At 68.2% G+C, this 24,244-nt stretch carries 25 protein-coding genes and 1 tRNA gene; 9 read left to right on the forward strand and 17 right to left on the reverse strand.

Annotation, left to right across the window (positions count from 1 at the left end):
- Window positions 1-102: 102 nt before the first annotated feature.
- The 9 genes from ACSR87_RS12765 to ACSR87_RS12805 all read right to left on the reverse strand — a co-directional run bounded on the left by ACSR87_RS12765 (window position 103) and on the right by ACSR87_RS12805 (window position 9,353).
- The gene (locus ACSR87_RS12765; protein ID WP_498530725.1) at window positions 103-873 is read right to left on the reverse strand and encodes an SDR family oxidoreductase; all 771 of its coding nucleotides are present in this window, start codon (window positions 871-873) and stop codon (window positions 103-105) included.
- A 113-nt stretch (window positions 874-986) separates the two neighbouring features.
- A tRNA-Gly gene (locus ACSR87_RS12770) sits at window positions 987-1,057 on the reverse strand.
- A gap of 177 nt (window positions 1,058-1,234) precedes the next feature.
- Complete coding sequence (locus ACSR87_RS12775) at window positions 1,235-2,461, reverse strand: DUF4382 domain-containing protein (RefSeq protein WP_498531066.1); 1,227 nt, start codon at window positions 2,459-2,461, stop codon at window positions 1,235-1,237.
- Window positions 2,462-2,583: 122 nt separating this feature from the next.
- Window positions 2,584-3,612 (reverse strand): NAD(P)/FAD-dependent oxidoreductase, encoded by a 1,029-nt coding sequence (locus ACSR87_RS12780; RefSeq protein WP_498530726.1) that lies wholly within the window; start codon window positions 3,610-3,612, stop codon window positions 2,584-2,586.
- 120 nt (window positions 3,613-3,732) lie between these two features.
- Window positions 3,733-4,386: a class I SAM-dependent methyltransferase gene (locus ACSR87_RS12785; protein ID WP_498530727.1), complete on the reverse strand. Its 654-nt coding sequence runs from the start codon at window positions 4,384-4,386 to the stop codon at window positions 3,733-3,735.
- Between the two features lie 86 nt (window positions 4,387-4,472).
- On the reverse strand, window positions 4,473-6,596 hold the full coding sequence (locus ACSR87_RS12790) for a type II secretion system F family protein (RefSeq protein WP_498530728.1): 2,124 nt from the start codon (window positions 6,594-6,596) through the stop codon (window positions 4,473-4,475).
- 1 nt (window position 6,597) lies between these two features.
- On the reverse strand, window positions 6,598-8,259 hold the full coding sequence (locus tag ACSR87_RS12795) for a type II/IV secretion system ATPase subunit (protein ID WP_498531067.1): 1,662 nt from the start codon (window positions 8,257-8,259) through the stop codon (window positions 6,598-6,600).
- A gap of 132 nt (window positions 8,260-8,391) precedes the next feature.
- Entirely contained in the window at window positions 8,392-8,889 is a 498-nt protein-coding gene (locus ACSR87_RS12800; protein ID WP_498530729.1) for a DUF7549 family protein, read from the reverse strand.
- Window positions 8,890-8,984: 95 nt separating this feature from the next.
- Complete coding sequence (locus ACSR87_RS12805; RefSeq protein WP_498530730.1) at window positions 8,985-9,353, reverse strand: cupin domain-containing protein; 369 nt, start codon at window positions 9,351-9,353, stop codon at window positions 8,985-8,987.
- Between the two features lie 139 nt (window positions 9,354-9,492).
- Between ACSR87_RS12805 and ACSR87_RS12810 the strand changes: the two genes are divergently transcribed.
- Together ACSR87_RS12810 and ACSR87_RS12815 are read left to right on the forward strand one after the other, a co-directional pair.
- On the forward strand, window positions 9,493-9,966 hold the full coding sequence (locus ACSR87_RS12810) for a DUF5793 family protein (RefSeq protein WP_004043906.1): 474 nt from the start codon (window positions 9,493-9,495) through the stop codon (window positions 9,964-9,966).
- A 129-nt stretch (window positions 9,967-10,095) separates the two neighbouring features.
- Window positions 10,096-10,722, forward strand: coding sequence for a uracil-DNA glycosylase family protein (locus ACSR87_RS12815; protein ID WP_498530731.1), 627 nt, complete (start codon window positions 10,096-10,098; stop codon window positions 10,720-10,722).
- Window positions 10,723-11,125: 403 nt separating this feature from the next.
- Here the strand turns inward: ACSR87_RS12815 and ACSR87_RS12820 are convergent, their stop codons facing one another.
- Window positions 11,126-11,800, reverse strand: coding sequence for an MBL fold metallo-hydrolase (locus ACSR87_RS12820; RefSeq protein ID WP_498530732.1), 675 nt, complete (start codon window positions 11,798-11,800; stop codon window positions 11,126-11,128).
- Between the two features lie 102 nt (window positions 11,801-11,902).
- Window positions 11,903-13,012, reverse strand: coding sequence for a J domain-containing protein (locus ACSR87_RS12825; protein ID WP_498530733.1), 1,110 nt, complete (start codon window positions 13,010-13,012; stop codon window positions 11,903-11,905).
- Between the two features lie 166 nt (window positions 13,013-13,178).
- Between ACSR87_RS12825 and ACSR87_RS12830 the strand changes: the two genes are divergently transcribed.
- Entirely contained in the window at window positions 13,179-14,177 is a 999-nt protein-coding gene (locus ACSR87_RS12830) for an MBL fold metallo-hydrolase (RefSeq protein ID WP_498530734.1), read from the forward strand.
- 26 nt (window positions 14,178-14,203) lie between these two features.
- Window positions 14,204-14,494, forward strand: a complete 291-nt coding sequence (locus tag ACSR87_RS12835) for a DNA-directed RNA polymerase subunit L (RefSeq protein WP_004043899.1) — start codon at window positions 14,204-14,206, stop codon at window positions 14,492-14,494.
- Window positions 14,495-14,557: 63 nt separating this feature from the next.
- Here ACSR87_RS12835 and ACSR87_RS12840 read toward each other — a convergent pair whose 3' ends face one another.
- Together ACSR87_RS12840 and hisF are read right to left on the reverse strand one after the other, a co-directional pair.
- Window positions 14,558-15,115 carry a DUF1684 domain-containing protein gene (locus tag ACSR87_RS12840; RefSeq protein ID WP_498530735.1) on the reverse strand — a complete coding sequence of 186 codons (558 nt, stop codon included), beginning with the start codon at window positions 15,113-15,115 and terminating at the stop codon, window positions 14,558-14,560.
- 153 nt (window positions 15,116-15,268) lie between these two features.
- On the reverse strand, window positions 15,269-16,081 hold the full coding sequence (hisF, locus tag ACSR87_RS12845) for an imidazole glycerol phosphate synthase subunit HisF (protein ID WP_498530736.1): 813 nt from the start codon (window positions 16,079-16,081) through the stop codon (window positions 15,269-15,271).
- 187 nt (window positions 16,082-16,268) lie between these two features.
- Here hisF and ACSR87_RS12850 point away from each other — a divergent pair, with 187 nt between their 5' ends.
- The 3 genes from ACSR87_RS12850 (at window position 16,269) to ACSR87_RS12860 (ending at window position 17,780) form a co-directional block, all read left to right on the forward strand.
- Window positions 16,269-16,424, forward strand: a complete 156-nt coding sequence (locus ACSR87_RS12850) for a hypothetical protein (protein WP_008573592.1) — start codon at window positions 16,269-16,271, stop codon at window positions 16,422-16,424.
- Window positions 16,425-16,545: 121 nt separating this feature from the next.
- The gene (locus tag ACSR87_RS12855; RefSeq protein WP_008573594.1) at window positions 16,546-16,713 is read left to right on the forward strand and encodes a DUF7550 family protein; all 168 of its coding nucleotides are present in this window, start codon (window positions 16,546-16,548) and stop codon (window positions 16,711-16,713) included.
- Between the two features lie 95 nt (window positions 16,714-16,808).
- The gene (locus ACSR87_RS12860) at window positions 16,809-17,780 is read left to right on the forward strand and encodes a quinone oxidoreductase family protein (RefSeq protein WP_498530737.1); all 972 of its coding nucleotides are present in this window, start codon (window positions 16,809-16,811) and stop codon (window positions 17,778-17,780) included.
- A gap of 51 nt (window positions 17,781-17,831) precedes the next feature.
- Here ACSR87_RS12860 and purL read toward each other — a convergent pair whose 3' ends face one another.
- Window positions 17,832-19,940 carry a phosphoribosylformylglycinamidine synthase subunit PurL gene (purL, locus tag ACSR87_RS12865; RefSeq protein WP_498530738.1) on the reverse strand — a complete coding sequence of 703 codons (2,109 nt, stop codon included), beginning with the start codon at window positions 19,938-19,940 and terminating at the stop codon, window positions 17,832-17,834.
- A 96-nt stretch (window positions 19,941-20,036) separates the two neighbouring features.
- On the reverse strand, window positions 20,037-20,471 hold the full coding sequence (locus ACSR87_RS12870) for a CBS domain-containing protein (protein WP_498530739.1): 435 nt from the start codon (window positions 20,469-20,471) through the stop codon (window positions 20,037-20,039).
- Between the two features lie 270 nt (window positions 20,472-20,741).
- Here ACSR87_RS12870 and ACSR87_RS12875 point away from each other — a divergent pair, with 270 nt between their 5' ends.
- A complete protein-coding gene (locus tag ACSR87_RS12875; RefSeq protein ID WP_498530740.1) occupies window positions 20,742-21,425 on the forward strand; it encodes a PHP domain-containing protein in 684 nt (227 codons plus the stop codon).
- A complete protein-coding gene (locus tag ACSR87_RS12880; protein WP_498530741.1) occupies window positions 21,425-22,516 on the forward strand; it encodes an asparagine synthase C-terminal domain-containing protein in 1,092 nt (363 codons plus the stop codon). The genes ACSR87_RS12875 and ACSR87_RS12880 overlap by 1 nt, the downstream gene beginning before the upstream one ends.
- A 21-nt stretch (window positions 22,517-22,537) precedes the next feature.
- On the opposite strand, the gene ACSR87_RS12885 is transcribed toward ACSR87_RS12880, so the two are convergent.
- Window positions 22,538-23,020: an NUDIX hydrolase gene (locus ACSR87_RS12885; protein WP_498530742.1), complete on the reverse strand. Its 483-nt coding sequence runs from the start codon at window positions 23,018-23,020 to the stop codon at window positions 22,538-22,540.
- A 118-nt stretch (window positions 23,021-23,138) separates the two neighbouring features.
- Complete coding sequence (locus ACSR87_RS12890) at window positions 23,139-24,095, reverse strand: transcription initiation factor IIB (RefSeq protein ID WP_498530743.1); 957 nt, start codon at window positions 24,093-24,095, stop codon at window positions 23,139-23,141.
- Window positions 24,096-24,244: the final 149 nt, after the last annotated feature.

A 24,244-nucleotide genomic window follows, 5' to 3' on the forward strand; every position in this document is an offset into this window, starting at 1 on the left:
GTAGTCTCCGTATTTCGGCACTCGTGGGCGTTCAGACGACACGGCGCGGGCGGGCGGAGCCGACCGCGTCGGCAACCGAACCGACACCGCGTCACTCCCGCGTCACCGCCAACTGGTCCAGCCGCCGTCGACGACGATGGACTCGCCGGTGACGTACTTCGAGAGGTCGCTGGCGAGGAACACCGCCACGCCGGCCACGTCGTCCGGTTCGCCCTGCCGGCCGAGCGGAATCATGGCGGTCAACTGTGCGGTCTGCTCCTCGCCCGTCTCTTCGGCCCCCTCGGGGCCGATTTTCGTCCTGATAGCGCCGGGGTGAATCGCGTTCACTCGGACGCCGTCGCCGCCGAGACCGTGGGCGAGCGAGTACGAGAGCGTCCGGACGCCCCCCTTCGACGCGCTGTACGACGGGTAGTTGCCGTTGCCGAAGATGCCGTTGACGCTGGAGACGTTGATGATGCTCCCGCCGCCGGATTCGACCATCCGTTTCGCGGCCGCCTGCGCCCCGAAGTACACGCCCTTCAGGTTGATGTCCAGCATCCCTTGGAACTCGTCTTCCGTGACTTCGAGGAACTCCTCTGGCCGCCAGATGCCGGCGTTGTTCACCATCACGTCCACCCCGCCGAACGCCTCGGCGGCGTCCATCGCCGCCTCGAACGCGGCCGGGTCGGTCACGTCGAGTTCGACGTACGTCGCCGACGAGTCGGTGTCCGACTCGATTTGTTCGTGGGTGGGCGCGCCGCCTTCTTTCGGCTCTTCGCGGATGTCGCAGACCACCACGTCCGCGCCCGCCTCGGCGTAGGCCAGCGCGATTCCCCGTCCGATACCCGAACTACCGCCGGTAACGACCGCGACGCGGCCGTCGAGTAGGCTCATCTGTAATACACCTCACACGGATATCGGCGGAATGATAGTTAATGGTAGATGCCGATTCCGACGGTGTGAGAGCCGCTGAGTGCTCTCCGCGGCGAGTAGCGATTCGGAGAAGATGCACCGGCTGGGAATCGAACCCAGATAATTGGCTTGGAAGGCCAATGTCTTACCATTAGACCACCGGTGCTCATTGCATTCGCACCGTGCATCGACGGACTCCGTCCGTCTCAACACCGGTGCACTCGTTCGTCCCTCACTCGCGCACCGAGCCTTGGACTCGTTTCACTCGTCCAAGACACCGGTGCTCGTGTGCGGTATCTATCCCTTCATTCTCGACGCCCCAATAAGGATGTTACCTTTTCGGTCAGGCGGCGAGGGTGGTCGATTCGCCGCCCTCGTCGGGGTCGTCGGGGGCGCTCCCGACTACTTCGAACTCGAACTCCGCCTCGGCCTCGGACTCGCCGTCGACGGCGACCACCGTCACGTCTCGCTCGTCGGGGATGGCGACGCCTAGCTCGCCGTCAGCGTCGGTTTCGCCGGCGGCCTCGCCGTTTATCGTCACCGTCGCGTTCTCCACGGGCGTCCCGTTCCGCGTGACGACGACCGTCGCGTTCTCGCCGGCGGAGACGTTCCCGTCGAAGCTCACGGAGAGGTCGCCTTCGGTGTCGGATTCGGCGTTCTCACCGGCCTCGTCGGTTTCGTTTTCGCCCGCGTCGACCGCAGCCTCAGCTTCGGTGTCGGCTTCCGCTCCCGCGCCGACCTTCGTAATCGGCACGTCCGTCCCCGACTCGCTCACGACGGGCTTGAGGATGTACTTCCCGCTGTTGCCCGCGTTGAACGCCGTGATGTCGAAAACGAAGTCCACGGACTCGCCGTTGCCGACTTCGAAGTCCGTGTTGAGCTGGAGCTTGTTACTGGGGAGCTTCACGTTGACCTGTTCGCCGGTCTTCAGCGTCCCGTTCACGTCGCTCACGTGCACGAAGACCTTCGTGTAGTTGCCTTCCGGCACGTCGTATTCGCCCACGAGACTCGCGTTCTCGCCCTGCAGTTCGGTCAGGTCGACGGTCACGTTATCGACCTCGTAGGTGACGCTCGACTCGCCTTCGGCCGCGTCGGTGTCGTTCGCGTCGTCCGCTTCTTCGGTTTCGATGTCGGCCTCGGAGTCGGCGTCGGCGTCAACCGACCCGTTGGTTGAGGCCGACCCGTTCGTCGTGTTCGCCGTCGCGTTAGCTTCGATTTCCACCTCGACGCTCGCGTTCGCCTCCGCGTCGGTGTCGTTCGCGGTGTCGGTCTCGGTTTCAGTTTCGGCCCCGGTCTCATTGTCGGCCTCCGCGTCGTCGGTGTCGGCTTCGGTCTCCGAGTCGGCGTCACCGCTCGCGCGGATGAGCGTCACGCGCTCGATGGTGACGTTGAGGTGTTCGAAGTCCGCGATGGCGTTCTGCTCGTCGCTCACGTAGAAGTTCACGGTTCCCGTCCGGGCCGCGTCGTCGCCGCCGTCGGACGACGTGGTCGTCGTCGCGTCGGCGCTTCCGTCGGTCTGCGTTTCGGTCATCGTGCCGGCCCCGCCCGCACAGCCGGCCAGTACGACCATGAGCGCGAGCAGGACAGTCGCAAGTCCAGTACGTTTCATCGTGGGAGACCGTACTGGCCGCGAGAACTTTAGAAGGGTGTTCGTAGACTTCGGTTTTCACCGAATTTCGCTGAATTACGGCCTCAGTCGTCCGCGTGCGACTCGTTGAACTGCTTGGCCTTGTCGAGCAGGCCGGGCGAGATACCGGGCACGTCGTCGACGCTCACCGCGCCCTCGGCGCGAATCTCGTCGAGGCTCTTGGGGAACTCGCGGAGTTCCATGTGGATGGCGATGCCTGCCTTCGCGCCCTTGCCCATCGCCACCGGAATCTGGTTGTGGCCGGGGGTGATGTCACCGACCGCGAACACGCCGTCGACGCTGGTCCGACCGTGGTCGTCCACGGGGACCGTTCCGTCGTCGTCGAGGTCCACGTCGAGCGCCTCGAACAGCGTCGTGTTGTAGTTCGAGCCGTACATGGCGAAGCCGCCCTTGTACTCGCGAACGGTGCCGTCTTCGAACTCGAAGCTCTCCAGCCAGCCGTCGTCGCGCTTCGTCATGCCCGAAAGCTCCTCCTCGACGATGTCGACGGGGTGCGCGCGGACGAGTTCGTCCGTCTCGTCGGACCACGTCGGCTCGTCGCCGCGGAGCAGCAGGTCCACCTCGTCGGTGAAGTTGAGCATAATCATGGCGACGTAGGCCGCGGAGTCCGAGTGGCCCATCACGTACACCGACTCGTCGACGAACATGTAGGCGTCGCAGTGGAGGCAGTAATGCAGACCCTTGCCGGTGCGGGGCAGCGGCGGCTCGGGGCGCTCGTCGTTGAAGCCGACGCCGAGCACGACGCGGTCGGCGACGAACTCGCCGTCGTTGCCGACGAGGCGGAACCGGCCGTCGTCCAACCGTTCCGCGTCGGTCACGAAGTCGCGGTGGATGTCAGTCCCGTAGTCTTCGAGTTGCCCGCGCGCGGTTTCGAGGAACTCGTTGCCCGAGGTGTCCTCGGTGATGCCGATGACGTTGTGCGTGTCGAGCATCATGGCCGCGCGGCCGCCGCCGCGGTCGACGAGCGCGGTGTCGTGGCCCAGCCGCGTCGTGTAGAGCGCGGTCTGGAGGCCCGCGGGGCCGCCGCCCACGACGACAACCTCGTACTCCCGTGGTTCGTCGGTCTCGGTCATACACGGGAATTCGTCGCGGCGCTCTTAAGCCCACATCACCTGTGCGCGGCCAGTATCCACCCGAAACACGGTAGCAACCAACACGATTTCGTCCGTGACGCCCGCAGTCCCAACCAACGCTCAGCAGCCGGCGACGACGGCGTAGCAGTTCCCGCTGGAGACCGTCGACTCGACCACCGTGAGGTCGCTCGCGTCGAGGTCGGCGTCGAACTCGTCGGGCGCGTAGATGTGGTAAAATCGGGGGACAGTCTCGCCGCCGGGGAGCGTCCAGTCGACCGTCGTGTCGAAGCCGTCCTCGCGGTCGAACGTGTCGTGGGCGGTGCTCCACGCGCTGACGACCGCGCGGCCGTCGGCGTCGAGCACGCGCGCGAGTTCGTTCAGGCTCGCCACGCGCGCCGCCCGCGGCGCGAGGTGGTGAATCGTCGCCACGTACACCGCGAGGTCGAAGGCGTCGGCGGCGAAGGGGAGCCGCGAGGCGTCGCCCTGCACGAGTCCGGCGTCGAAGCCGCGGTCGGCCGCTCGCGCGACCGCCTCGTCGAGCAGGCCGCGGCTCACGTCGAGGCCGACGACCCCGTCGGCGTGCTCGGAGAGCAGTTCGACGTGCCGGCCGTTACCGCAGCCGAGGTCGAGCGCGCGGGCGGCCGGTCCCGACTCGGTCGCGTCGGCGACGAACGACTCGACTTCGGGCCACGGATACTCGCGGGTGGACGCGAAGTGCGACGCGATGCGGTCGTACGTCTCTCGGACCCCGTCTCGGGGTTCGTCTCCGTCCATGCCGGTCGGTCGAGGCCGCGGGACAAAGACCGCACGGGTCGCGGTCGGCGGGCGGGGGCCGGCGTCGTCGGCCGAGCCGCGCGCGCTCAGATGAACAGGAACGTCACGTAGGTGATGACGAGCAGGACGGCGGCGTGTTTGACGCCGTCGGCAATCTGTCCCTCGCCGAGCTGTCCGGCGATGACCCCCGAGCAGAGCCCCTGGATGGCCGTGACGTGGAAGAACAACAGCGTGTACGACTCGGTGTCCACGTCGCGCAGGCCGGAGAACGCGCCCGAGGAGACGCCGGCGACCTCGCCGGAGCCGACGCCTCCGGCGCTGGCCTGCTCGACCGCCGGGATGAACGACACCGTCAGCGCGGCGATGATACCGAGGAAGACGAGAAACGAGATGTAGATGACGAGGAGGTACGTGAGCATCTCCTGGTTCCGCTCGCGGGCGAGACGGCGGCTGTCTTGGGCCTCGTTGGCCGCGATGCGGAGCACGGGCGCGAGGTCGCCGCTCGCGCTCATCGCGTTGGTGATGAGCGTCACCGACCGCGACACCATCGGGCTGGCCGTCCGGCGGTCCATCCGCCGGAGCGCGGTCTGTGCGTCGGCCCCCCAGTCGATGTCGCGGACGGCGCGCTCGACCTCGTCGCCGAGCGGCCCGAGGTCGGACGCCGACACCCGGCGGAGGCTCTGGACGACCGTCAGCCCGGCTTCGTTGACGCTCGCGAGGCGGTCGAGGAAGTCGGGCATGCTGCGCTCGATGGCGCGGATTCGGCGCTTTCGAAGCTCGTGGAACATCGAGACGACGACGAGCGAACCGATTGCGGCCTCGACGACGTGTTCGTCCACCGCGTCGACGACGCCGAGTATCGTGGGGTCCGCGGGAATCGTGGCCCGCAGCGCGACCCAGACGAGCCCCAGCGGGACGGTGAGCGCGAACGCGACGAGCGGCTTGCGCCCGAGGGTGTCGAGGGGGCGTTCGAACCAGTTGCGGAGCGCGCGGAGCCGGTCGTAGGCGGCGAGCCGCTCGCGGTTCGCGCGCCACGGGTCGCCTCGGGCGTCGGTCTCGCCGCCGTCGGTCGCGGGGGCTGAGCCGACGCCGCCGGTCGCGTCGATGCGCCGGGCCGACTCGGCCGCGGTGTCAGCGCCGTCGTCGGCAACCGCCGCGCCCCGAAGCGACTCGGTGATACTGTCGATGTAGACGACGAAGCCGAAGCTCGCCAGCGGGATGCCGACGTAGCCGACGACCCGGATGAGCGTCAGCGTGTCCGCGAGGACGAGACCGATGACGACGAGAACGGTGATGAAAAACAGCGGGCCGGCGACGAGGACGGTGACGTACACCTCCGCGAACGTCGAAAGCAAGTCGAGGTACTGCTGTTGTTGGGCTTCGGCTTCCTCCTGAAACCGCTCGTACTGCTCTTGGAGGAACGACGAGAGGTTGCGACCGCTCCCGAGGACGCTGGCGAGGTTCTCGGCGAACTCCTCGAGGCTCGGACTCGGCGTCCGCGTGGCCATCGTCTGGAGCGACGAGAGCACGTCGGTGCCGAAGGCGTCCATGTCGCGGACGACGATGGAGACCTCGCGCGCCGCCTCGCCGTAGATGGCCTCGTTTCGCGCTAGCGTCTCCAACACCTGTGGGAACGGCATCCCCGACCGCGACAGCGCGAAGACGAACGCGACCGTCCGCGGGAGCGTCGCCTCGATTTCCGACGAGCGGGTCCGCGCCCGTTCGGTGAGGACGTACCACCGACCCCAGTAGACGCCGAGCGCGAGGAGTGCCCCGAGCGTCGCGCTCGAAAGCAGCAGTGCGAGAAACAGGTCGCGGAGCGGGAGCGCCTGAATGCTCGTGAGCCCGCCGAGGAAGCCGAGCGCGCCGGGGAGAACCTCCCGAATCGTCTCGGACTGGACGGCGAGGGTGTCGAGCGTCACGGCGGCGAGGTAGACCCCGAAGACGCTCCCGGCGACGCCGAAGACGGTCGCCATGAGGAGCGTCCGCGAGGCGTACACGCGGTGGGTGACGCTCACGTGCGCCGCCCGCAGCTGCGTTCGCTGTTCTCTGCGCCGGGGGTTCTCGTTGGCGACGTAGAAGCCGAAGACGGAGAGCGCGACCCGCGAGACGAGGAGGTTCGCGGAGCGACTTACCGGCGACAGGACGACGGGCAAGACGAGGAGGATGGCGAGCACGAGCGGGAGCAGATACAGGTACTGTGCGACCATCTCAGGCCTCCGAGCCGGCGTCGACGATGTCCTCGTCGGCCTCGACGCGCCGCATCACGTCTGCGGAATCCGCGTAGTACTCGTTGATGAGCGCGGTAAAGCGCCGGTAGTCGGTGACGCCCTTGTCGAGGAGGTACCGAAGGAACCCCTCGCGCCGCCGGAGTTCGCGCCGGAGTTCGGTCCGCGACCAGCCGTTTTCGCGCTGGATTTCGGTGAGCAGCGAGCTGTCGTTTTGACTGAACGTGTCCGTCTCGGGCTCCCACGCGAACGCCGACGAGTAGTCGAGCTCGCCGGTCCGCTGGTCGATGTCGCCGATTTCACCGATGGTCTGCGAGCGGCGGACGCGCTCGCCGCCGTGACGGGTGAGCGTCTGGACGCACAGCAGGTCGAGCGACTGCACCATCGCGCGCGGGACGTTGATTGGCTCGTTTTCGAGGCGGTTGATGACGGTCTCGATGCTGTCTGCGTGCATCGTCGAGAACGTCGTGTGCCCCGTGTTCATCGCCTGGAACAGCGTCACGGCCTCGTCGCCGCGAACCTCGCCGACGATGATGTACTCGGGGCGGTGCCGGAGCGCCGAGCGAAGCAGGTCGTACATCGAGATGTCGGTCCCCTCGTGGAGTCGTTCGCGGGTGACGGACGACAGCCAGTTGTCGTGGTAGAGCGCGAGTTCGCGGGTGTCCTCGATGGACAGCACCTTCGACCGCGGCGGGACGAACATCGACACCGCGTTCATCGAGGTGGTCTTCCCCGAGGCCGTCCCGCCCGCGAAGATGAGGCTCTTGTTGTGTTCGATACAGAGCCACAGGTAGGCCATCTGCTCGATGGAGAACGTGCCGTAGCGCACGAGGTCGATTGGGGTGAACGGCTCTTCGGCGTAGAGGCGGATGGTAAACGCCGACCCGCGCGGCGTGACTTCCTCCCCGAGGGCTAACTCGGCGCGCGCGCCGTTCGGGAGCGTCGTCCCGAGGACGGGGTCACCGACGCTGATGTGCTGGCCGGAGCGCTGGGCGAGGCGGATGACGAAGTTGTCGAGTTCCTCGGCGGCGAACGAGACGTTCGTGGCGATGTCGGTGTACTCGTCGTGGTAGACGAAAAGCGGCAGGTCGTAGCCGTCACACGAGATGTCCTCGATGTGCGGGTCCTTCATCAGCGGGTCGAGGGGACCGTAGCCGTGGAAGTCCCGCCGGAGGTAGTACAACAGCGTGTAGAAGGTGTTCATATCGAGTTCCAGCCCGTACTGTTCGAGAATCGACTGAAGCTCTTCGACGAGCGCCGACTCCGTCCGCGGGTCCGCCTCGCGGCGGTACAAAAGCGGGTCGCGGATGTCGGTGCGGACGCGTTCGAGCAGCGAGGCCTCGAACTCGTCGAGGTCGGGTTCGACGGTGTGGTACTGGTGGGCGGTCGCGTCCGTGTCGTAGGTGACGACGACGTAGGCGAAGGGGGCGTTCACCCAGTAGCGCTCGACCTCCTCGTGGCCCTCGGGGACCTCGTACGTTCCGAGCGGCGTGTCGTCGGGCGAAAGCGGGTGCACGTCGAGGTCCGACCCCCGAAGCATCTCGGCGGTTCGGCGCAAGAGCCGCTCTGCTTCGGCGGCCGCGGCGTCGAACTCCCCGCTGGCGAGGAGTCTCCACACCCCTCGTTCCACCGACGGGTCGCGCATCCCCCTCGTCTCGCTCGTCGTATCTCGTGGCATCGTCACCCGGTCAGTTGGTCGAGGATATGGTGGGTCGAGACTTAAAAGGTCCGCGCGGGAGACTGTTATTCGACGACCACGACCGGTCGCGACGCGCCGTCAGGTCCGGTCGACGGTCAGGAGGACGCCGGCGAGGACGAGCGAGATGACGACGCCGAGCGGGAGCGGAATCCCCGGAAGCCCGCGCGTCACGAGGAGGTACGTCGCGGCGGCGAGGACGACGCCGACGACGCCGAGGAGGCCGCCGAGCACCCGAACGGGGTCGACCGGGCCGGCTTCGACCCGCTCGTCGCGCAGATAGTAAACGAGGGAAAACAGGACCGCGAGCGCGAGGACGGCCGCGCCGACGACCCACGCCTGATACGCGACGGCGACGGTCTGCCCCGATTGGAGCGAGAGCGCGGACAGCGGGCTTCTCATCGCGACACGGTTGGACAGGCCCCACGAGAACTGCACCTCCGCGAAGGGGAACCGGACGAAAAGCAGGCTCACGCCCGAGAGGTTCGGCGTGTACGTGACGTTCCACGGGAGGAGCGCACAGAGCCACGTCGAGACGACGGCCAGCGCACCCGCGTGTTCGGAGCGGACCCAGACCATAGGACAATCGCACGGTCTGACAGGTAAAAACTACCGACAGTCCGGGGCGCGCCAGTGGGGTGGCAGGACGGGAGCGGACCCGCCCGGTCGAGTTCTCAGGAGAGCCGCTCGGGGTCGCCGTGCGTCAGGTCGCTCTCCGCGGCGTCGCCGGTGTTGAGCGTCTCGGTCGGCTCGACGAGCAGCACTTCGGTCGGTTCGAGCGCCACGGGGCGGTGTTCGACGCCGCGGGGGACCACGAGGAGGTCGCCCGGGCCGAGGTCCGCGTCGTCGCGGTCGCGGAACTCGATTCGGAGCCGTCCGTCGCGGACGAGAAACAGTTCGTCGGTCTCGTCGTGGGCGTGCCAGACGAACTCGCCGTCGAGCTTCGCGACTTTCACCGCGTGGTCGTTCAGCTCCGCGGCGATTCGCGGGGCCCACGTCTCGTCGAACGACGCGAAGCTCTCGTCGAGGTTGACGGGTTCCATGCGGTTCGGTCGCGGCGGCGGCCGATAACCGTTGTGCCGAGCGCGCGTCGAACCGGCGTAATCGGCCGGTTTCGACGCCGGAACCACGCTTCGGGCGGCGTCACGTTAATAGGCGGCGCAGTACAACCAACGGTACGGAATGCGGCGTGACTACTTCGAACTCGATGTCCGCGATGTCGATTGGTACGAGGACGACGGCGACCCCCGCCAACCGACGGTATCTATCGACTTCTACGGCCCGGCCGAGGAGCTTCGGTCGCGGTTCCTCTCGACCAGCGGCGACGTGCTCGCCGCGGAGGAACTGGACGTCTCCTTTCGGCTGCAAGACTCCGTCGACGCCGACGACGCCCGCGGCGTCGTGAGCGTGACGGACCGACTGACCGGCGACTACGTCCTCGAACTCAACGCCCGCGCCGACGACGTGCTCGACTTCATCCGCGCGGCCCGCGAGTACGGCCGCGCCGCGGGCGACGACGAGGGGCGCTACCGCGTCGACGTGGCCATCGAGGGGGACCACTTCGAGACCTTCGAGAAATCGACGTTCCTCGTCTACGACGGCGACGGGACGCTCCTGCGGAGCCAGAGCCTCATCCCCTCGGGCGTCGAACTCTGAGCCGGAGCCCGTCGGTCGACGGTCGACAGCGCGGACGACGTTTTCTCTCGATGCGTTTCTCACGCTCGTTCGTGTACGATATCGGGCCGAACCACGTCTTCTTTACCGACCGCTCCCACAGAGAGTACCGTGAGAAACGTAACCGACCGCACGAGAAACCCGTTCGACATGCGACCGTCGTGTGACCGGTACGTCCCCGGCTACGGCGACGCCAACGCCGACTTCCACGTCATCGGCGACCACCCCGGCGTCCACGGGGGCGTCGAGACCGGCGTCCCCTTCGCGGGGGGCGCAGGCGAGAAGCTGTTTCCGGCGCTCGAAGACGGCGAGTTGCTGGCCGAGGCCGGCGACGAACCGACCGTGAACAGCACGTTCTTCTCGTATCTGCATATGTGCGTGCCGGACGGCACGCCGTCGGCGGCCGACTACACCGACATGGAGCGCTTTTTCGACGCGGAGCTCCGCGCCATCGCCGCGCACGTCCTCCTGCCGGTCGGCGCGGTGGCGACGAAGCACGTCCTGAACAACTACACGTCGGTCGGCTGGAAGACGGACATCGACATGGAAGAACTCCACGGCGAGGAACTCCGCGGGAGCGGCTTCCTCGTGTTGCCCATCAAGGACCCCGCCGAGTGGGACGACGGCGACCACGACGAACTCGTCGCCGGTCTGCTGGAGCTTCAGTCGACCGACTTCCGCCGCGAATCCGACCTCGGCCGCTTCATGCCCGGAGCGGACCCGTATCTGGTCAGATAGCGTATTTTCGGCCGCGTTCGACTCTCGTCCGCGGATTCGATAGATTCTTCACCATTCTGGCGTCCGTTCGTCCAGTAACAACCATGAAGGTTACTAGGTGTCCAGTTAATGCGGCTAAATGAATCACATAAGAGCATATTTATCCAGTCGTTCTGGAGGCCGTGGTTCTAATTGGCGATAACAAAGGACTTTTTACAACTAGTGTCCAACGTGGTGTTGACGCGCGTGGTTCGATTCACTTCCGCCGGGCGCGTCAGGCAGCTGTGAGACTGGTGCTCCTCACAGTGGCTTGGTCAGTCCGGGGACCTGCGCTCGGCCGCGGTCCCCGCTCTTAACTCAGACACGAGCGATAGCTCGGCGTCTCGTCACGGAGAATCGCGCTCCGAAAGCGACCGCGCTCCGATTAGAGTTTGTCCGCGAGTCGCTTGAGCGCGCCGTATCCGTACTCAGTGACCGGCTCGCCGTGTCCCATGGCGACCACGTCGACCGGCGGGCAGCGCGCCGCGAACTCGCGGACGCTCCGTCTGTTCTCCGCGGCGTCGGTCGCGAGGATGCCCGGCAGCAGCCCGAGGCTCCCGTTCGACTCGCGGACCATGTCGCCGACGAACGCGACGCCGTGGTCCTCGTGGACGAACGCGGTGTGGCCGGGGGTGTGTCCCGGCGTCCGGTACGCGACGAAGCCGCCGAGTTCGTCGCCGTCGCGGACGACCTCCACGGGGTTCGTCGGTCGCTCGACGAACGCCGCGAGCGCGCGCTGTGCGACGCCTTTCAGCGAGCGAGGCGACGGCTTCGACGCGCCGGTCAGGTGCGAGGCGTCCGGCTCGGCGAGGTGAATCGGCACGTCGTCGCGGAGGCTGAGCGAGGCGAGCGTCCCGACGTGGTCGAGGTCGAAATGCGTCACGAGCACCCGGTCGATAGCGCCGGGGTCGAGGTCGGAGCGGGCGAGGCCGCGGAGGAGTCGGTCGCGGTCCCACGGCGTCCCGGCGTCGACGAGCACCGTCTCCGAGCCGTCGGAGACGAGGTACGCGTTCACGCCGCGGAGTCGGAACCGCCGGACCGAGTCGGTCGGGATGGCCATACCGGCCCGTCGGGCGCGGGCGACAAAAATCGTGGGCGAGGGCGGCCCGCACGCCGCGACTTCCGAGGGGACCGCCTGCCGGGACGCCCCGCACCGCGCCAGCTATCGCGAGGCGAAGAGATACCACCCGGCGTCGACGACGAACCCGCCGGCCCCGAGAAGCGGGCAGACGACGAAGCCGAGGAGGTCGACCGCGACGGGGCGGCCGACGCCGACCGCGCCGGCTACCACGAGTGCCAGCGGGACGGCCGCCGCGAGCGCGTAGACCCACGTCGTCCACGCGTGGCCGAACCGGGCGATGACTCCGGCGACCGAAACCGCGAGGAGCGCCGCCGCGACCGGGAGGACGACCACCGTCGGCGTCGCCGCCGCGGTCCGCAAAGCGGCGAGGGTCGGCACCGACAGCGGCGACGAAGCGAGAAGCGCCGCGGCGGGCGCGGCGGTGTCGAGCGACGCGAGCGCGGTCACGAACCCCGCGCCGTCGCCCGAGAGGTGCCACGCCAAGCCGCCGAGATACGCCAGCAGCGCGCCGAGCGAGACGCCCCAGCCGTACCAAAGCGGGTTCGTCTCCTCGGACGCTGACGCGGACGCCGACTCGGAGCCGTCGCGTTCGCGTTCGAACCGGCCGGTCGTCCCCGTTCGACTGGACTGCGTGTTTCGGGTGCGGCCGCGCGACGCCCCGCTCGCGGCCGACGACTGCGATGCGCCCGTAGTCCGCGACGACGACCCGGAGGCGCGCGACGAGGAAGCCGACCCCGAGCGGCGCGACCGACCCGACCGCGACGAACTCGCGGTCGAAGACGATGCGCGCCCGGACGACGAGGAGGACGACCGACCGGAAGAAGACGAGGAGGACGAGGACGACCGGCCGGTCGAGGACCGCGACGAACCTGACCGCCCGCCGGCGTCAGCGCTTCCAGAGCCGCCGGACCCGGCCTGCTCGTCGGCCTTGCCGGGGTATCTGAACTTCGTCAGACCGTCGAGGCGCTTTTCGACGTACGTCCCGTGGCCCATCCGGTCGTAGTCGGCGCGCTCGGCGTCGTCGGTGAGGACTTCGTAGGCCTTCCGGACGACGGTGAACTGCGCCGTGGCTCGCTCGTCGTCGTTGACGTCGGGGTGGTACTCCCGAGCGCGCTGACGAAAGGCCTGCTTTATCTCCGCCGTCTCGGCGTCGCGTTCGACCCCGAGGAGTTCGTAGAAGTCCACCGGCATTCGACGTGCGATTCGATGCGACGCCGGCCTTTGAATGTACCGGGCGTTCGCCCGGCGAATCGAGCCGGTAACCGACCGTGTGCCGGCGAGCGCGCGACAAACCGCGGGACGCCGCGCCCCCGCGACCATTCGGAATAATCATGCACCTCGGCGGTCAGGTGGCCGCATGGAACGGATACGGCTCGGCAACACCGTCTTCGAGGGCCTCAACAACGCCTATCTCCTCCCCGGCGACCGACCGACGCTGGTCGACGCCGGCGTGGCGACCGACTCGGTCCGCCGCGACCTCCGCGAGGGACTCGACGCGGCCGGGTACGGGGTTGCGGACCTCGACGCCATCGTCCTCACCCACTGGCACGCCGACCACGCCGGACTGGCGGGCGAACTCCAGGCCGAGAGCGGCGCGCCGGTCTACGTCCACGCCGACGACGCGGGCATCGTCGCGGGCGACCCCGACGCGGTCGCGGCCGAGCGCGAGATTCGCGAGCGGCGCTTCGACGAGTGGCGTATCCCCGACGAACCGCTCGCCGAGGTGACCGCGTTCCTCGACGGCCACGACGGCCTCCGGGGCGACCGCGTCGACGTGACGCCCGTCGAGGACGGCGACCGCATCGCCGCCGGCGACGGCGAACTCGAAGTCGTCCACCTCCCCGGCCACGCCGCCGGCCTGAGCGCCTTCGCCTTCGACGGCGAGCCCGGCGCGGGTCGCGAGGCGTTCGTCGGCGACGCGATTCTCCCGAAGTACACCCCGAACGTCGGCGGCGCTGACCTGCGGGTCAACCGCCCCCTCGAAACCTATCTCGACAGCCTCGCGCGCCTCGCGGCCCTCGACTTCGAGCGGGCGTGGCCCGGCCACCGCGACCCCATCTCCGACCCCGCCGGCCGGGCGCGCGTCATCGCGGAGCACCACCGCGAGCGCACCGAGCGCGTCGTCTCCGTCCTCGACGACCACGGCCCGGCCGACGCGTGGACCGTGAGCGCGCGCCTGTTCGGCGACCTCTCGGACATCCACATCCTCCACGGCCCCGGCGAGGCGTTCGCCCACCTCGACCACCTCGTCGCCGAGGGCGTCGTCGCGTCCCCGGACGGCGAGGACAGATACGAACTCCTCGACGCGGACCCGGACTTCGACGAACTGGTCGCGGTCCCCGAGACGAAACGTTAAAACGCCGCTGGAGGGAACGGAGAGCCATGGAACTGCGGGTCATCGACAAGACCGACGAGGAGCTCCGCATCGAAATCGGCGGCGAGGACCACACCTTCATGAACGTCCTGAAGGGCGAACTCCTCCAGACCGACACCGTCACGGCCGCGACCTACGACGTGAACCCCGAGCAGTCCGGCGGACAGACGGACCCCGTCCTCTCTATCAAGACGGAGTCCGGCGTCGACCCCCTCGACGCGCTCGCGGAGGCCGCCCGCGGCGTCCAGCGCACCGCCGACGACTTCACCGACGCCTACCGCGCCGGTATCGACGCGTAATCTGCGGGTTCTCTCTCGTTTCTTCCGGCCGCGAGCGGCGCGTCTCTCAGTTCTCGGCTTCGGTTACTCGTCGCTACCCGGCCCTTCGTAGTCCTTCTCGCCGGCCTCGATGCGGACTTCGAGCCAGTTTTCCATCGGAACCAGCGGGCACTCGTAGCGCGGCGAGTAGGCGCAAAACGGGTTGTACGCGTAGTTGAAGTCGACCACCCAGCGACCGTCGTCGGCCCGGTCCGCGGCTTCGAGGTCGAGGTAGCGACCCGCTCCGTACGTCTCCTCGGCGTTCGTCTCGTCGCGGAACGGAACCCACAGGCGGTCCTCGTCGGCGTCGGCGCGGTAGGCGTCGAGCGCGTACGACTCACCGTCGACCTCGAACTCGAAGCGCCCCCACGCGAGGTACTCGCGCTCGCCGTCGGTCGAGGTGCCGATGGTGATGCGCTCGGGGTCGTCGTATTCCCGGAGTTCGAGTTCGAACCGGAGGTCGGGGTCGGGGTCGAAGTAGTCGAGACCGTCGAAAAACTCCCGCTGGTCCGGCGGAATCGGTGAGTTGCGGTCCCCAGCGAGATAGCGGTCCTTCTGTTCGCGGTGCGTGCGGAGGGCGTCGAGCCACGCGTCGTCTGTCATCTCGGCCGAGATACGACGCGCCGCCGGGTTAAGATTGGTTTCGACTGCGCGAGCGGCGCACGACCGGTGAACGGAATCGGTGTGTAGAGTCGGTAACGGGGCGCGAAAAGAGAGACGAAGAGAGGCGGCGCAGAACGGTTGTGGAGGCGGGGCTTACAGGCGAACCGGCACGTCGCGCTCGTCGAGGTACTCCTTGACGTCTCGAATCGTGTACTCGTCGAAGTGGAAGATGGAGGCGGCGAGACCCGCGTCCGCGCCGGCCTCGGTGAACACCTCGTACATATCCTCGGGGGCGCCGCAGCCGGAGGAGGCGATGACGGGCGTCGAGACGCTGTCGCAGACGGCCTTCGTCAGCGGGATGTCGTAGCCGTCTTTCGTGCCGTCGGCGTCGATGGAGTTGATGAACAGTTCGCCCGCGCCGCGGGACTCGGCCTCGTTGGCCCACTCGACCACGTCGACGCCGGTTCCCTCGCGGCCGCCCTTGACGGTGCACTCGAACCAGCAGGACTCGCCGTCGACCTCGGCGTAGTGCTCGCCCTCCTCGTCGAAGCGCCGGCGGGCGTCCACCGAGATGACGATACACTGGCTGCCGAAGGAGCGCGCGCCCTCCTCGATGAGGTCAGGGTTCTGGAGCGCCGCGGTGTTGATAGAGACCTTGTCCGCGCCGGCGCGGAGCGTCTCTTTGATGTCGTCGCGGGTGCGGATACCGCCGCCGACCGTCAGCGGGATAAACACCTCGTCCGCGACCTTCGAGACGGTGTCGAGCATCGTCGCCCGCCCCTCGGCGGAGGCGGTGATGTCGAGGAAGACGAACTCGTCCGCGCCCGCCTCGTTGTACCGTTTGGCCATCTCGACCGGGTCGCCGGTGTACTTCAGGTCCTCGAAGTTGACGCCGGTGTAGACCGCGGGGTTCCCGTCCTCGTCGAGGTCGACGTCGATACAGGGGATGATGCGCTTCGTGAGCATTCGCTACCGGATTGTTTGCGAAAGAGCCGTTTCACCGTTTCGACTACGGCAGGTGGTGGCCGAACGCCGACCACGTCTCCGAGTCGTCCGATGACCGCGAGACCCCCTCGGGCCTCGTCTGGTCCCGGTGTGGAGTCAGCTTGATGACCCGTCCGCGAAAAGCCCGACACGGGTTCCGATTCGAACGATGCCGGATTCAGCCGAACTCCTCAGCCTGCTCGTGGTCGTCGAGTTCGTGGTGATGGCCGCGATAGTGGCGCTGTTTGTCCCACTCGACGCCGCGATTCCGTTCCTCCCGCTCGCGCTCGTGTTTCTGGTCGTGCTGTACCTGTACCGGTCCTGACCCGTCCGGCGCGACGCCCGCCCGCCAGCCCGTCCGCGAGACCGGTCGCAAGCGATGCAGTGGCGGGGCTCGCGGACGACGGTTAGGTGCGTTTTTGTACCGCGAACCCGTCGCCCCGCGTATGAGCGACGACCACGACCACGGACACGACGACCACCACGAAGGCGAACAAGAAGGCCGCGTCACCTCCCCGATGCAGGAGTTCTCGATGAGTCAGGTCACGACCGGCGTCCTCGTCTTCGTCGTCGGCCTCGTCGTTACGTTCGGCATCCCGCTGGCGCTCGCGTAAGCGTCCCCGGAACCGTTCGAGACCGCTTGGAACCGGCAACCCGCACGAACTTCCGCGTTCTCTCCCCTTTTCAAGCCCCCGCGGCTACGGCCGGTGTGAAATCTATCGTCGTCACCGAGTACGGGAGCACCGACAGCCTCGAACTGCGCGAGACCGAAACGCCCGAACCGGCTCCGGGCGAGGTCCGCATCGACGTCGAAGCCGCCGGCATCAACTTCGCAGACATCATGCAGCGGCGCGGAACCTACCGAGACGGCCCGGAACCGCCGTACACGCCGGGGATGGAGGCCGCCGGCACCATCGACGCGGTGGGCGAGGGCGTCGACCGCGAGGTCGGTGAACGCGTCGTCGCCATGACCGGCGGCGGGGCATACGCCGAGTCCGTCACCACGCCGGCCCCGACGCTGTTCGACGTGCCCGAGTCGATGTCGTTCGCTGAGGCCGCCGGCTTCCCCGTCCAGTTCCTCACCGCCTACAACTGCCTCCACGAGTGGGGCGGCCTCGACGACGACGAGCGCGTGCTGATTCAGGCGGCCGCCGGCGGCGTCGGTACCGCGGCGGTCCAACTCGCCGCCCACGCCGGCGTCGAGACGTTCGGCACGGCCAGCACCGAAGAGAAACTCGACCTCGCGGCCGACCTCGGACTCGACCACGGCATCCAGTACACCGAGGCGGACTTCCGCGAGGTCGTCGCCGACGAGACCGACGGCGCGGGCGTCGACCTCGTCCTCGACGGCGTCGGCGGCGAGACGTTCGAGCGCAGTCTGGACGCCCTCTCCGACTTCGGCCGACTCGTCACCTACGGCGCGGCCTCCGGCGACTCTGCCGCGGCGGACCCGACGCGCCTGCTGTTCGAGAACAAGTCCGTCATCGGCTTCCACCTCGGCAGCGCCATGGAGCAGCGCCCCGAATCGATTCTCGGCGCGGTGCCGGAGCTATCCGAACTGCTCGCCGCGGGCGAACTCGACGTGGTCGTCGGCGAGACGTTCGACCTCGAAGACGCCGCGGCGGCCCACGAGTACATCGAGGACAGAAAGAGCAGCGGAAAAGTCGTCCTCGAACCGTAACGAGCGTCGCGCGACGCGGGACCGCGCTTTTCGTTCAGTCCGGGTTTCGGCTCAGTCGAGTTCGCGGGCGAGCACGTCGCGCAGGGCTGCGATGTCGCCCGCGCCGTAGGCGACCTCGTCGCCGTCGACCGTAAGCGAGAGCGTCGCGTCGTCGGTCGTGGTCCCGAGTTCGACGACGGGCACGTCGCCCGCGAGGTCGCGCAGCGCGGCCTCGTCGGTCGTCTCGACGACGACCCGACCGGGGGTCTCCTCGAACAGCGAGACGTAGTCGGAGACGGACACGTCAGCGCCGACCTCGTCGGTGACCATCTCGGCCAGCGCGACCGCGAGGCCGCCGTGGCTCACGTCGTGGACCGCGACGGTCGCCTCGTCCGCGGCGACGGTCCGAATCGTCTCGACCGCCGTCGCGGCGTCGGCGTCCTCGGGGAGCGTCGGGAAGGCGTCGGAGCCGCCGGCGTGTTCGAGCACCGCCGAACCGCCGAGCGCGCCGCCGGAGTGGCCGACGAGGAACAGGTCGCCCTCGCCCGAAAGCGAGAGGCCGGGCGAGGAGCCGTCCGCCTTGCCGACCATCGCCAGCGTCGGCGTCGGCGGAATCGGGCCGGAGACGGAGTCGTTGTACAGGGAGACGTTGCCGCCGACGACCGGGACCGAAAGCGCCCGGCACATGTCGGCGAGGCCGTCGACGATGCCCTTGAAGCCGCCGTACACGTCGGGTTTCTCGGGGTTGCCGCCGTTGAGACAGTCGACGGTCGCGAGGGGCGACGCGCCCTTCGCGGCGAGGTTGGTCGCGTTCTCGAAGGCGACGGCGCGCGCCCCGTCGTAGGGGGCGGCGCTCGTCCAGTTGGGGTCCGCGCCGCCGGTGAACGCGAGTTTCGTGTCGGCTTCGGGCACGTCGAGGAGCGCCGCGTCGTCGCCGGGGCAGCGGGCCGTCCGCAGGCCGACCTCGTGGTCGTACTGGCGGTAGACCCAGCGCTTCGACGCCGTGTTGGGGTCGGAGACGACCGCTTCGAACGCGTCTTCGAGGTCGAAGGCGGGGAGGTCGCGCGCCGCGGCTTCGGGTTCGACCGAGTCGAGGTCGTTCATCGGCGCGCCCTCCGCGAGGAACTCCGGCGGCACGTCGACGACCGGTTCGCCGTCGAAGGTGCAGACGTAGTTGCCCTCGGCGACCTCGCCGATGACGGCGCTGCCGAGGTCGAAGCGCGCGGCGAGTTCCTGCACGCGCTCGACGTTCTCGGGGGTCACCTCGTAGCACATGCGCTCTTGGGACTCCGAGAGGAGAATCTCGAAGGCGTTCATGTTCGGCTCGCGCTGGTGGACCTTCTCGAGGTCGATTTCCGCGCCGAAGCCGCCCTTGGCGACGAGTTCGGAGGACGCGCCGCCGAGACCGGCGGCCCCGAGGTCGCGGGCGGACTCGACGAGGTCCTCGTCGATGAGCGCCTCGTTGCACTCGATGAGCAGTTTCTCCGTGTAGGGGTCACCGACCTGCACCGCGGGCCGGTCTTCGGTTTCTGCGTCCTCCGCGAGGTCCTCGCTGGCGAAGGACGCGCCGCCGAGGCCGTCTCGGCCGGTCGAACTGCCGACGAGGACGAGCTTGTTGCCGGCCTCCTGGGCTTCGGCCGTGACGAGGCGGTCGGCCGACAGCAGGCCGACGCAGGCGACGTTGACGAGCGGGTTGCCCTCGTAGTTCTCGTGGAACGAGGTCGAGCCGGTCACGGTCGGGACGCCGATGGCGTTGCCGTAGTCGGCGATGCCCTCGACGACGCCGTCGAGGAGGTACCGCGAGTGCTCGCGGTCGAAGTCGCCGAAGTAGAGGCAGTCGGCGAGCGCGATGGGGTACGCGCCCATCGAGAGGGTGTCGCGGACGATGCCGCCGACGCCCGTGGCCGCGCCGTCGTAGGGGTCGACGTAGGAGGGGTGGTTGTGGCTCTCGATACCGAGCGTGATGTAGGTGTCGTCGTCCAGAGCGACGACCGCCGCGTCGTCACCGGGACCGATGACGACCTGGTCGCCCTCCGAGTCGAACGCCGAAAGCAGCGGGCGAGACGACCGGTAGGCGCAGTGTTCGCTCCAGAGGTTTTCGAAGAGTATCTCCTCGGCCGGCGTCGGGTCTCGACCGAGTTCGGCGACGACGAGGTCGCGGTCCGCGTCGGAAAGCGTCATTCACTGGTATGGTCAGAACGCACATTGTAAACCCTTTCTATGTGCACGAACGTGCGCAAAATATGGTCGAAGTCGCCGTCGCCCCCCGCATCCGACTTACGCGGGCGTGTACGGCGGCGACTCGGCGCGGATTATCTCCGTCAGCTCGTGCATCTCGTCTTGGAGCAACACGAGCAGGTCGTCCATCGTGACGATGCCCGTCAGCCTGCCGCCGTCGGTTATCGGCGCGCGCCGGACGCCGTGTTCCCGCATCTGCCGGAACAGGTCGAAGACGCCCACGTCGGCGTCGACGGTGAACGGTCGCTCGGTCATCACGTCTCGCGCCGTCATCCCGCTCGTGTCGCCGCCGGCGGCGACGCACTTGAGCGCGATGTCGCGGTCCGTCACGATACCCCGGATGTCGTCGCCGTCTGCGACGACGACCGAACCGACCTTTCGGTCCTCCATCAGCGTCGCCAGCTCTCGAATCGGCGTGTCTTCCCTCGCTGTCACCAGCTCGTCTCTCGGTCGTGCGATATCTCGTACGGTCATCTTGCTCACTCCGGTGGAACCACGCGCTGTGGGTTCGCCACCGGTCGATACGTTCGTCGCCCGCGATATTATCTCTATATTCTTACATTTCGTCCAGTTTCGGCGGTATGTCGGCACGCGCGGAGTGTCTGCGGACGCGGACGGTCTCTCGCGTCGGCGTCATCTGCGGGCGAAGCGCTCCGATACCCCACCGAGAGCCGTGCGTGAGGTCGACACGCCAATCACACCGGGACCGGGGCGCTTTTTTAGCCTCCATCGTTAGGAGACGGTGTGTTATCGGTCGAGTTGCACTCGCATTCGTCTCTGTCCTACGACGGGCGGGACCCAATCGAGTACCTCCTCGAACAGGCGGTCGCGGTCGGCTTGGACGCCCTCGCCGTGACCGACCACGACGAGATAGACGCCAGCCTCGAAGCCGCGGAGCTCGCGGCCGACTACGGGCTGGTCGGCATCCCGGGGATGGAAGTCACCTGCGCCGCGGGCCACGTCCTCGCTTTGGGCGTCGAGGAGCTGATTCCCGCGGGGCTGTCGTACGACGAGACGCTCGACCGCATCCGCGACGCCGGCGGCATCGCCGTTGTCCCGCACCCCTTCCAGAAGTCGCGTCACGGCGTCGCTCCGCACATCTCCAGCGCGCAGCTCGCCAGCGCCGACGCCATCGAAATCTACAACTCGCGGCTCCTCACCGGCATCGCCAACCAGCGCGCCGAGCGGTTCGCCAAGCGGCGGAACCTCCCGATGACCGCCGGGAGCGACGCCCACATCGCGGAGATGGTCGGACAGGCCGTCACCGAGGTCGGCACCGACACCCGAAGCGCCGACGCCATCCTCTCGGCCGTCGCCGAGGGCCGAACCAGCGTCGTCGGCAACAAGACCCCGTGGCGCATCTCGTTCCGGCAGGCCGCGGGCGGCGCGACCCGGCGCCTGAAACACGCCCTGACGGACCTGTTCTGATGCGCGGCGCGTCCCCCGACCTCGTCCGGCGCGCCCTTACCGAGCGCGACCCGCTTCCCGGAACTGCGGGCTTCGCGGGCGAACTCGACGGCCGACTCGTCCGCGACGTGCTCGGTCGCCAACCGCTCTTCTCCGAGCGCGCCGACCCCGCGAGGTGGTCGTTCGACCACCGCGACCTCGACGACCCGGTCGCCGTCCCCGCGGGCCACGCCCGCGGGACGACCGGCGAAGCCGCCGGCGACGACGAACGCGTCTGGTCGCTTCCCGACCCGTCGGCCGCCACCGACCGCGACGCCGCGCTCGACCGCGTCCGCGACGCGGTCTTCGAATCGGTCCGGTCGGTGGACGACGACGGCCTCGCCGTGGCCTTCTCCGGCGGCGTCGATTCGTCGGTCGTCGCGGCCGGCGTCCCCGACGCCCCCTGTTACGTCGCCGGTTTCGAGGGCTCTCACGACGTGGCCGCCGCCCGCGAGGCCGCCGCCGCGATGGACCGCGACCTCACCGTGGTCGAACTCACTCACGCGGCGCTCGAACGCGCCGTCCCGGAAATCGTCGCCGCGCTCGGCCGAACGAACCCGATGGACGTGCAAATCGTCCTGCCCCTGTACCTGCTCGCGGAGCGGGTCGCCGCGGACGGTTACGACCGCCTCGCGGTCGGGCAGGGCGCGGACGAACTGTTCGGCGGCTACGCCAAAGTCCAGAAGGCCCCCGACGACCCGCGCGTCGAGGCCGAAACCGTCCGCGGGGCCGCCCGCGAGATGATTCTCACGCTCCCCGACCAGCTCGAACGCGACCTGCTCGTCCTCCGCGCCGCCGGGGTCGAACCCGTCGCGCCGCTCCTCCACGACCGGGTTGTCTCGGCTGCGCTCCCGCTCCCCGGTGCGTTACTCGTGGACGGCGACCGGCGGAAGGTCGCGCTCAGGGAGGCTGCAAGCGGCGTGCTCCCCGAATCAGTCGCCGAGGCGGACAAGAAGGCGGTCCAGTACGGCACCTACGCCTCGCGCGAACTCGACAGACTCGCCCGACAGGCGGGGTTCAAGCGGCGGATGGAGAACCACGTTCAGCAGTACGTCGAATCGCTCATCGAGTAGGTCGGTTCCGGTTGGGTTTCGCTAGTTTTCCCGTTCGTCGCCGCCGACGACCTCGATGGCCTCCAGCGCGAACTGCACCGTGTCGGGGTCGAGGTCGCTCTCGCGGAGGTCGGACTCGTCGTACCACGCCCAGACCTCGGGGTCGGCCTCGCCCGGCGCGGGGTCGATGTCGCGGGAGTCCACGCGGGCGTAGAAGACGTGGTCGATGTGCTGGTGGCCGACCGAGCCGTCGCCGTGGACGTTGATGTCGTAGAGCATCTGCTGGCGAGGCTGGGGGAGCGCCCGGCCGGCGGGTGCGGGGACGGATGCCGTGTCGTCGACGAGTTCCGGATCGAGCCCCGTCTCCTCGCGGACCTCGCGCAGGCCGGCCTCGTGTGGGAGTTCGTCGCGGTCGACGTGCCCGCCCGGCGGGATGCGGATGCCGAGGCGCTCGTGGCGGTGGAGCGCCACCGCGCCGTCGTTGACGATATACACGGTCGAGGTGAAATGTCGCGTCGTCTCCATGGCTGTGGCTCCGGAGCGAGCGGCATGGCTGTTGCGAAACGAGGCGGGACGGAGCGAGGCAAGACGGAACGGAACCGCGGAACCGAGCGGGACGAAACGGACGAACAGACCGGCCGAGTTAGGGCAGTTGGACCTGCTCTTCGGCTTCGAGGAGTTCGTGGTAGCGGTTGCGGATGGTGACCTCGGAGATGTTGGCGACCTCGGAGACCTCGTTTTGCGTCACCTTCTCGTTGGTGAGGAGGGCGGCGGCGTAGACGGCGGCGGCGGCGAGGCCGACCGGCGACTTGCCCGAGTGGACACCCTGTTCTTTGGCGTTCTTCAAGAGCTGTCGGGCGCGCCGCTCGGACTCGTCGGAGAGGCCGAGGTCGCTGGCGAACCGCGGGACGTACTGCTCGGGGTCGGCGGGCTTGATTTCGAGCGAGAGTTCGCGGACGACGTAGCGGTAGGTGCGGGCGATTTCGTCCTTCTCGACGCGCGAGACGCTCGTAATCTCGTCGAGCGAGCGCGGGGTGCCGGCCATCCGTGCGGCGGCGTACAGCGCCGAGGTGGCGACGCCCTCGATGGAACGACCGGGCAGCAGGTCGTCGTCGAGCGCGCGGCGATAGATGACCGAGGCGGTCTCGCGGACGTTATCCGGAAGGCCGAGCGCCGAGGCCATGCGGTCGATTTCACCGAGCGCCTGCTTGAGGTTGCGCTCCTTGGAGTCGCGGGTACGGAAGCGCTCGTTCCACGTGCGGAGCCGTTGCATCTTCTCGCGCTGGCGGGACGACAGCGAGCGCCCGTAGGCGTCTTTGTTCTGCCAACCGATGTTGGTCGACAGCCCCTTGTCGTGCATCATGTTCGTCGTGGGCGCGCCGACGCGGGATTTCTCGTCTTTCTCCGAGGAGTTGAACGCGCGCCACTCGGGGCCGTGGTCGATTTCGTCTTCCTCTACGACGAGGCCACAGTCGTCGCAGACCGTCTCACCGTGTTCGGTGTCGGAGACGAGACTCTCCGAGCCGCATTCGGGACACGTGGGCGTCTGCTCCCGCTCGGTGTCGGTCTGCTCGGTATCTTTCGTATTCTCATTGCGCACGCGCGCGTTACCGGTCGTGAAACGTCGGACACTTTCTGTCATTGTGTGCGAGAGAAGCAACTGGGAACGGTCGTTCTCCGTCTATTCGTATTGACCCTCGTTACTTATATCTGACGGCGACGAGAGGACGGAATGAGCCGTGTTCGCAC

This window comes from Haloferax sp. SDI50 (assembly GCF_059802635.1).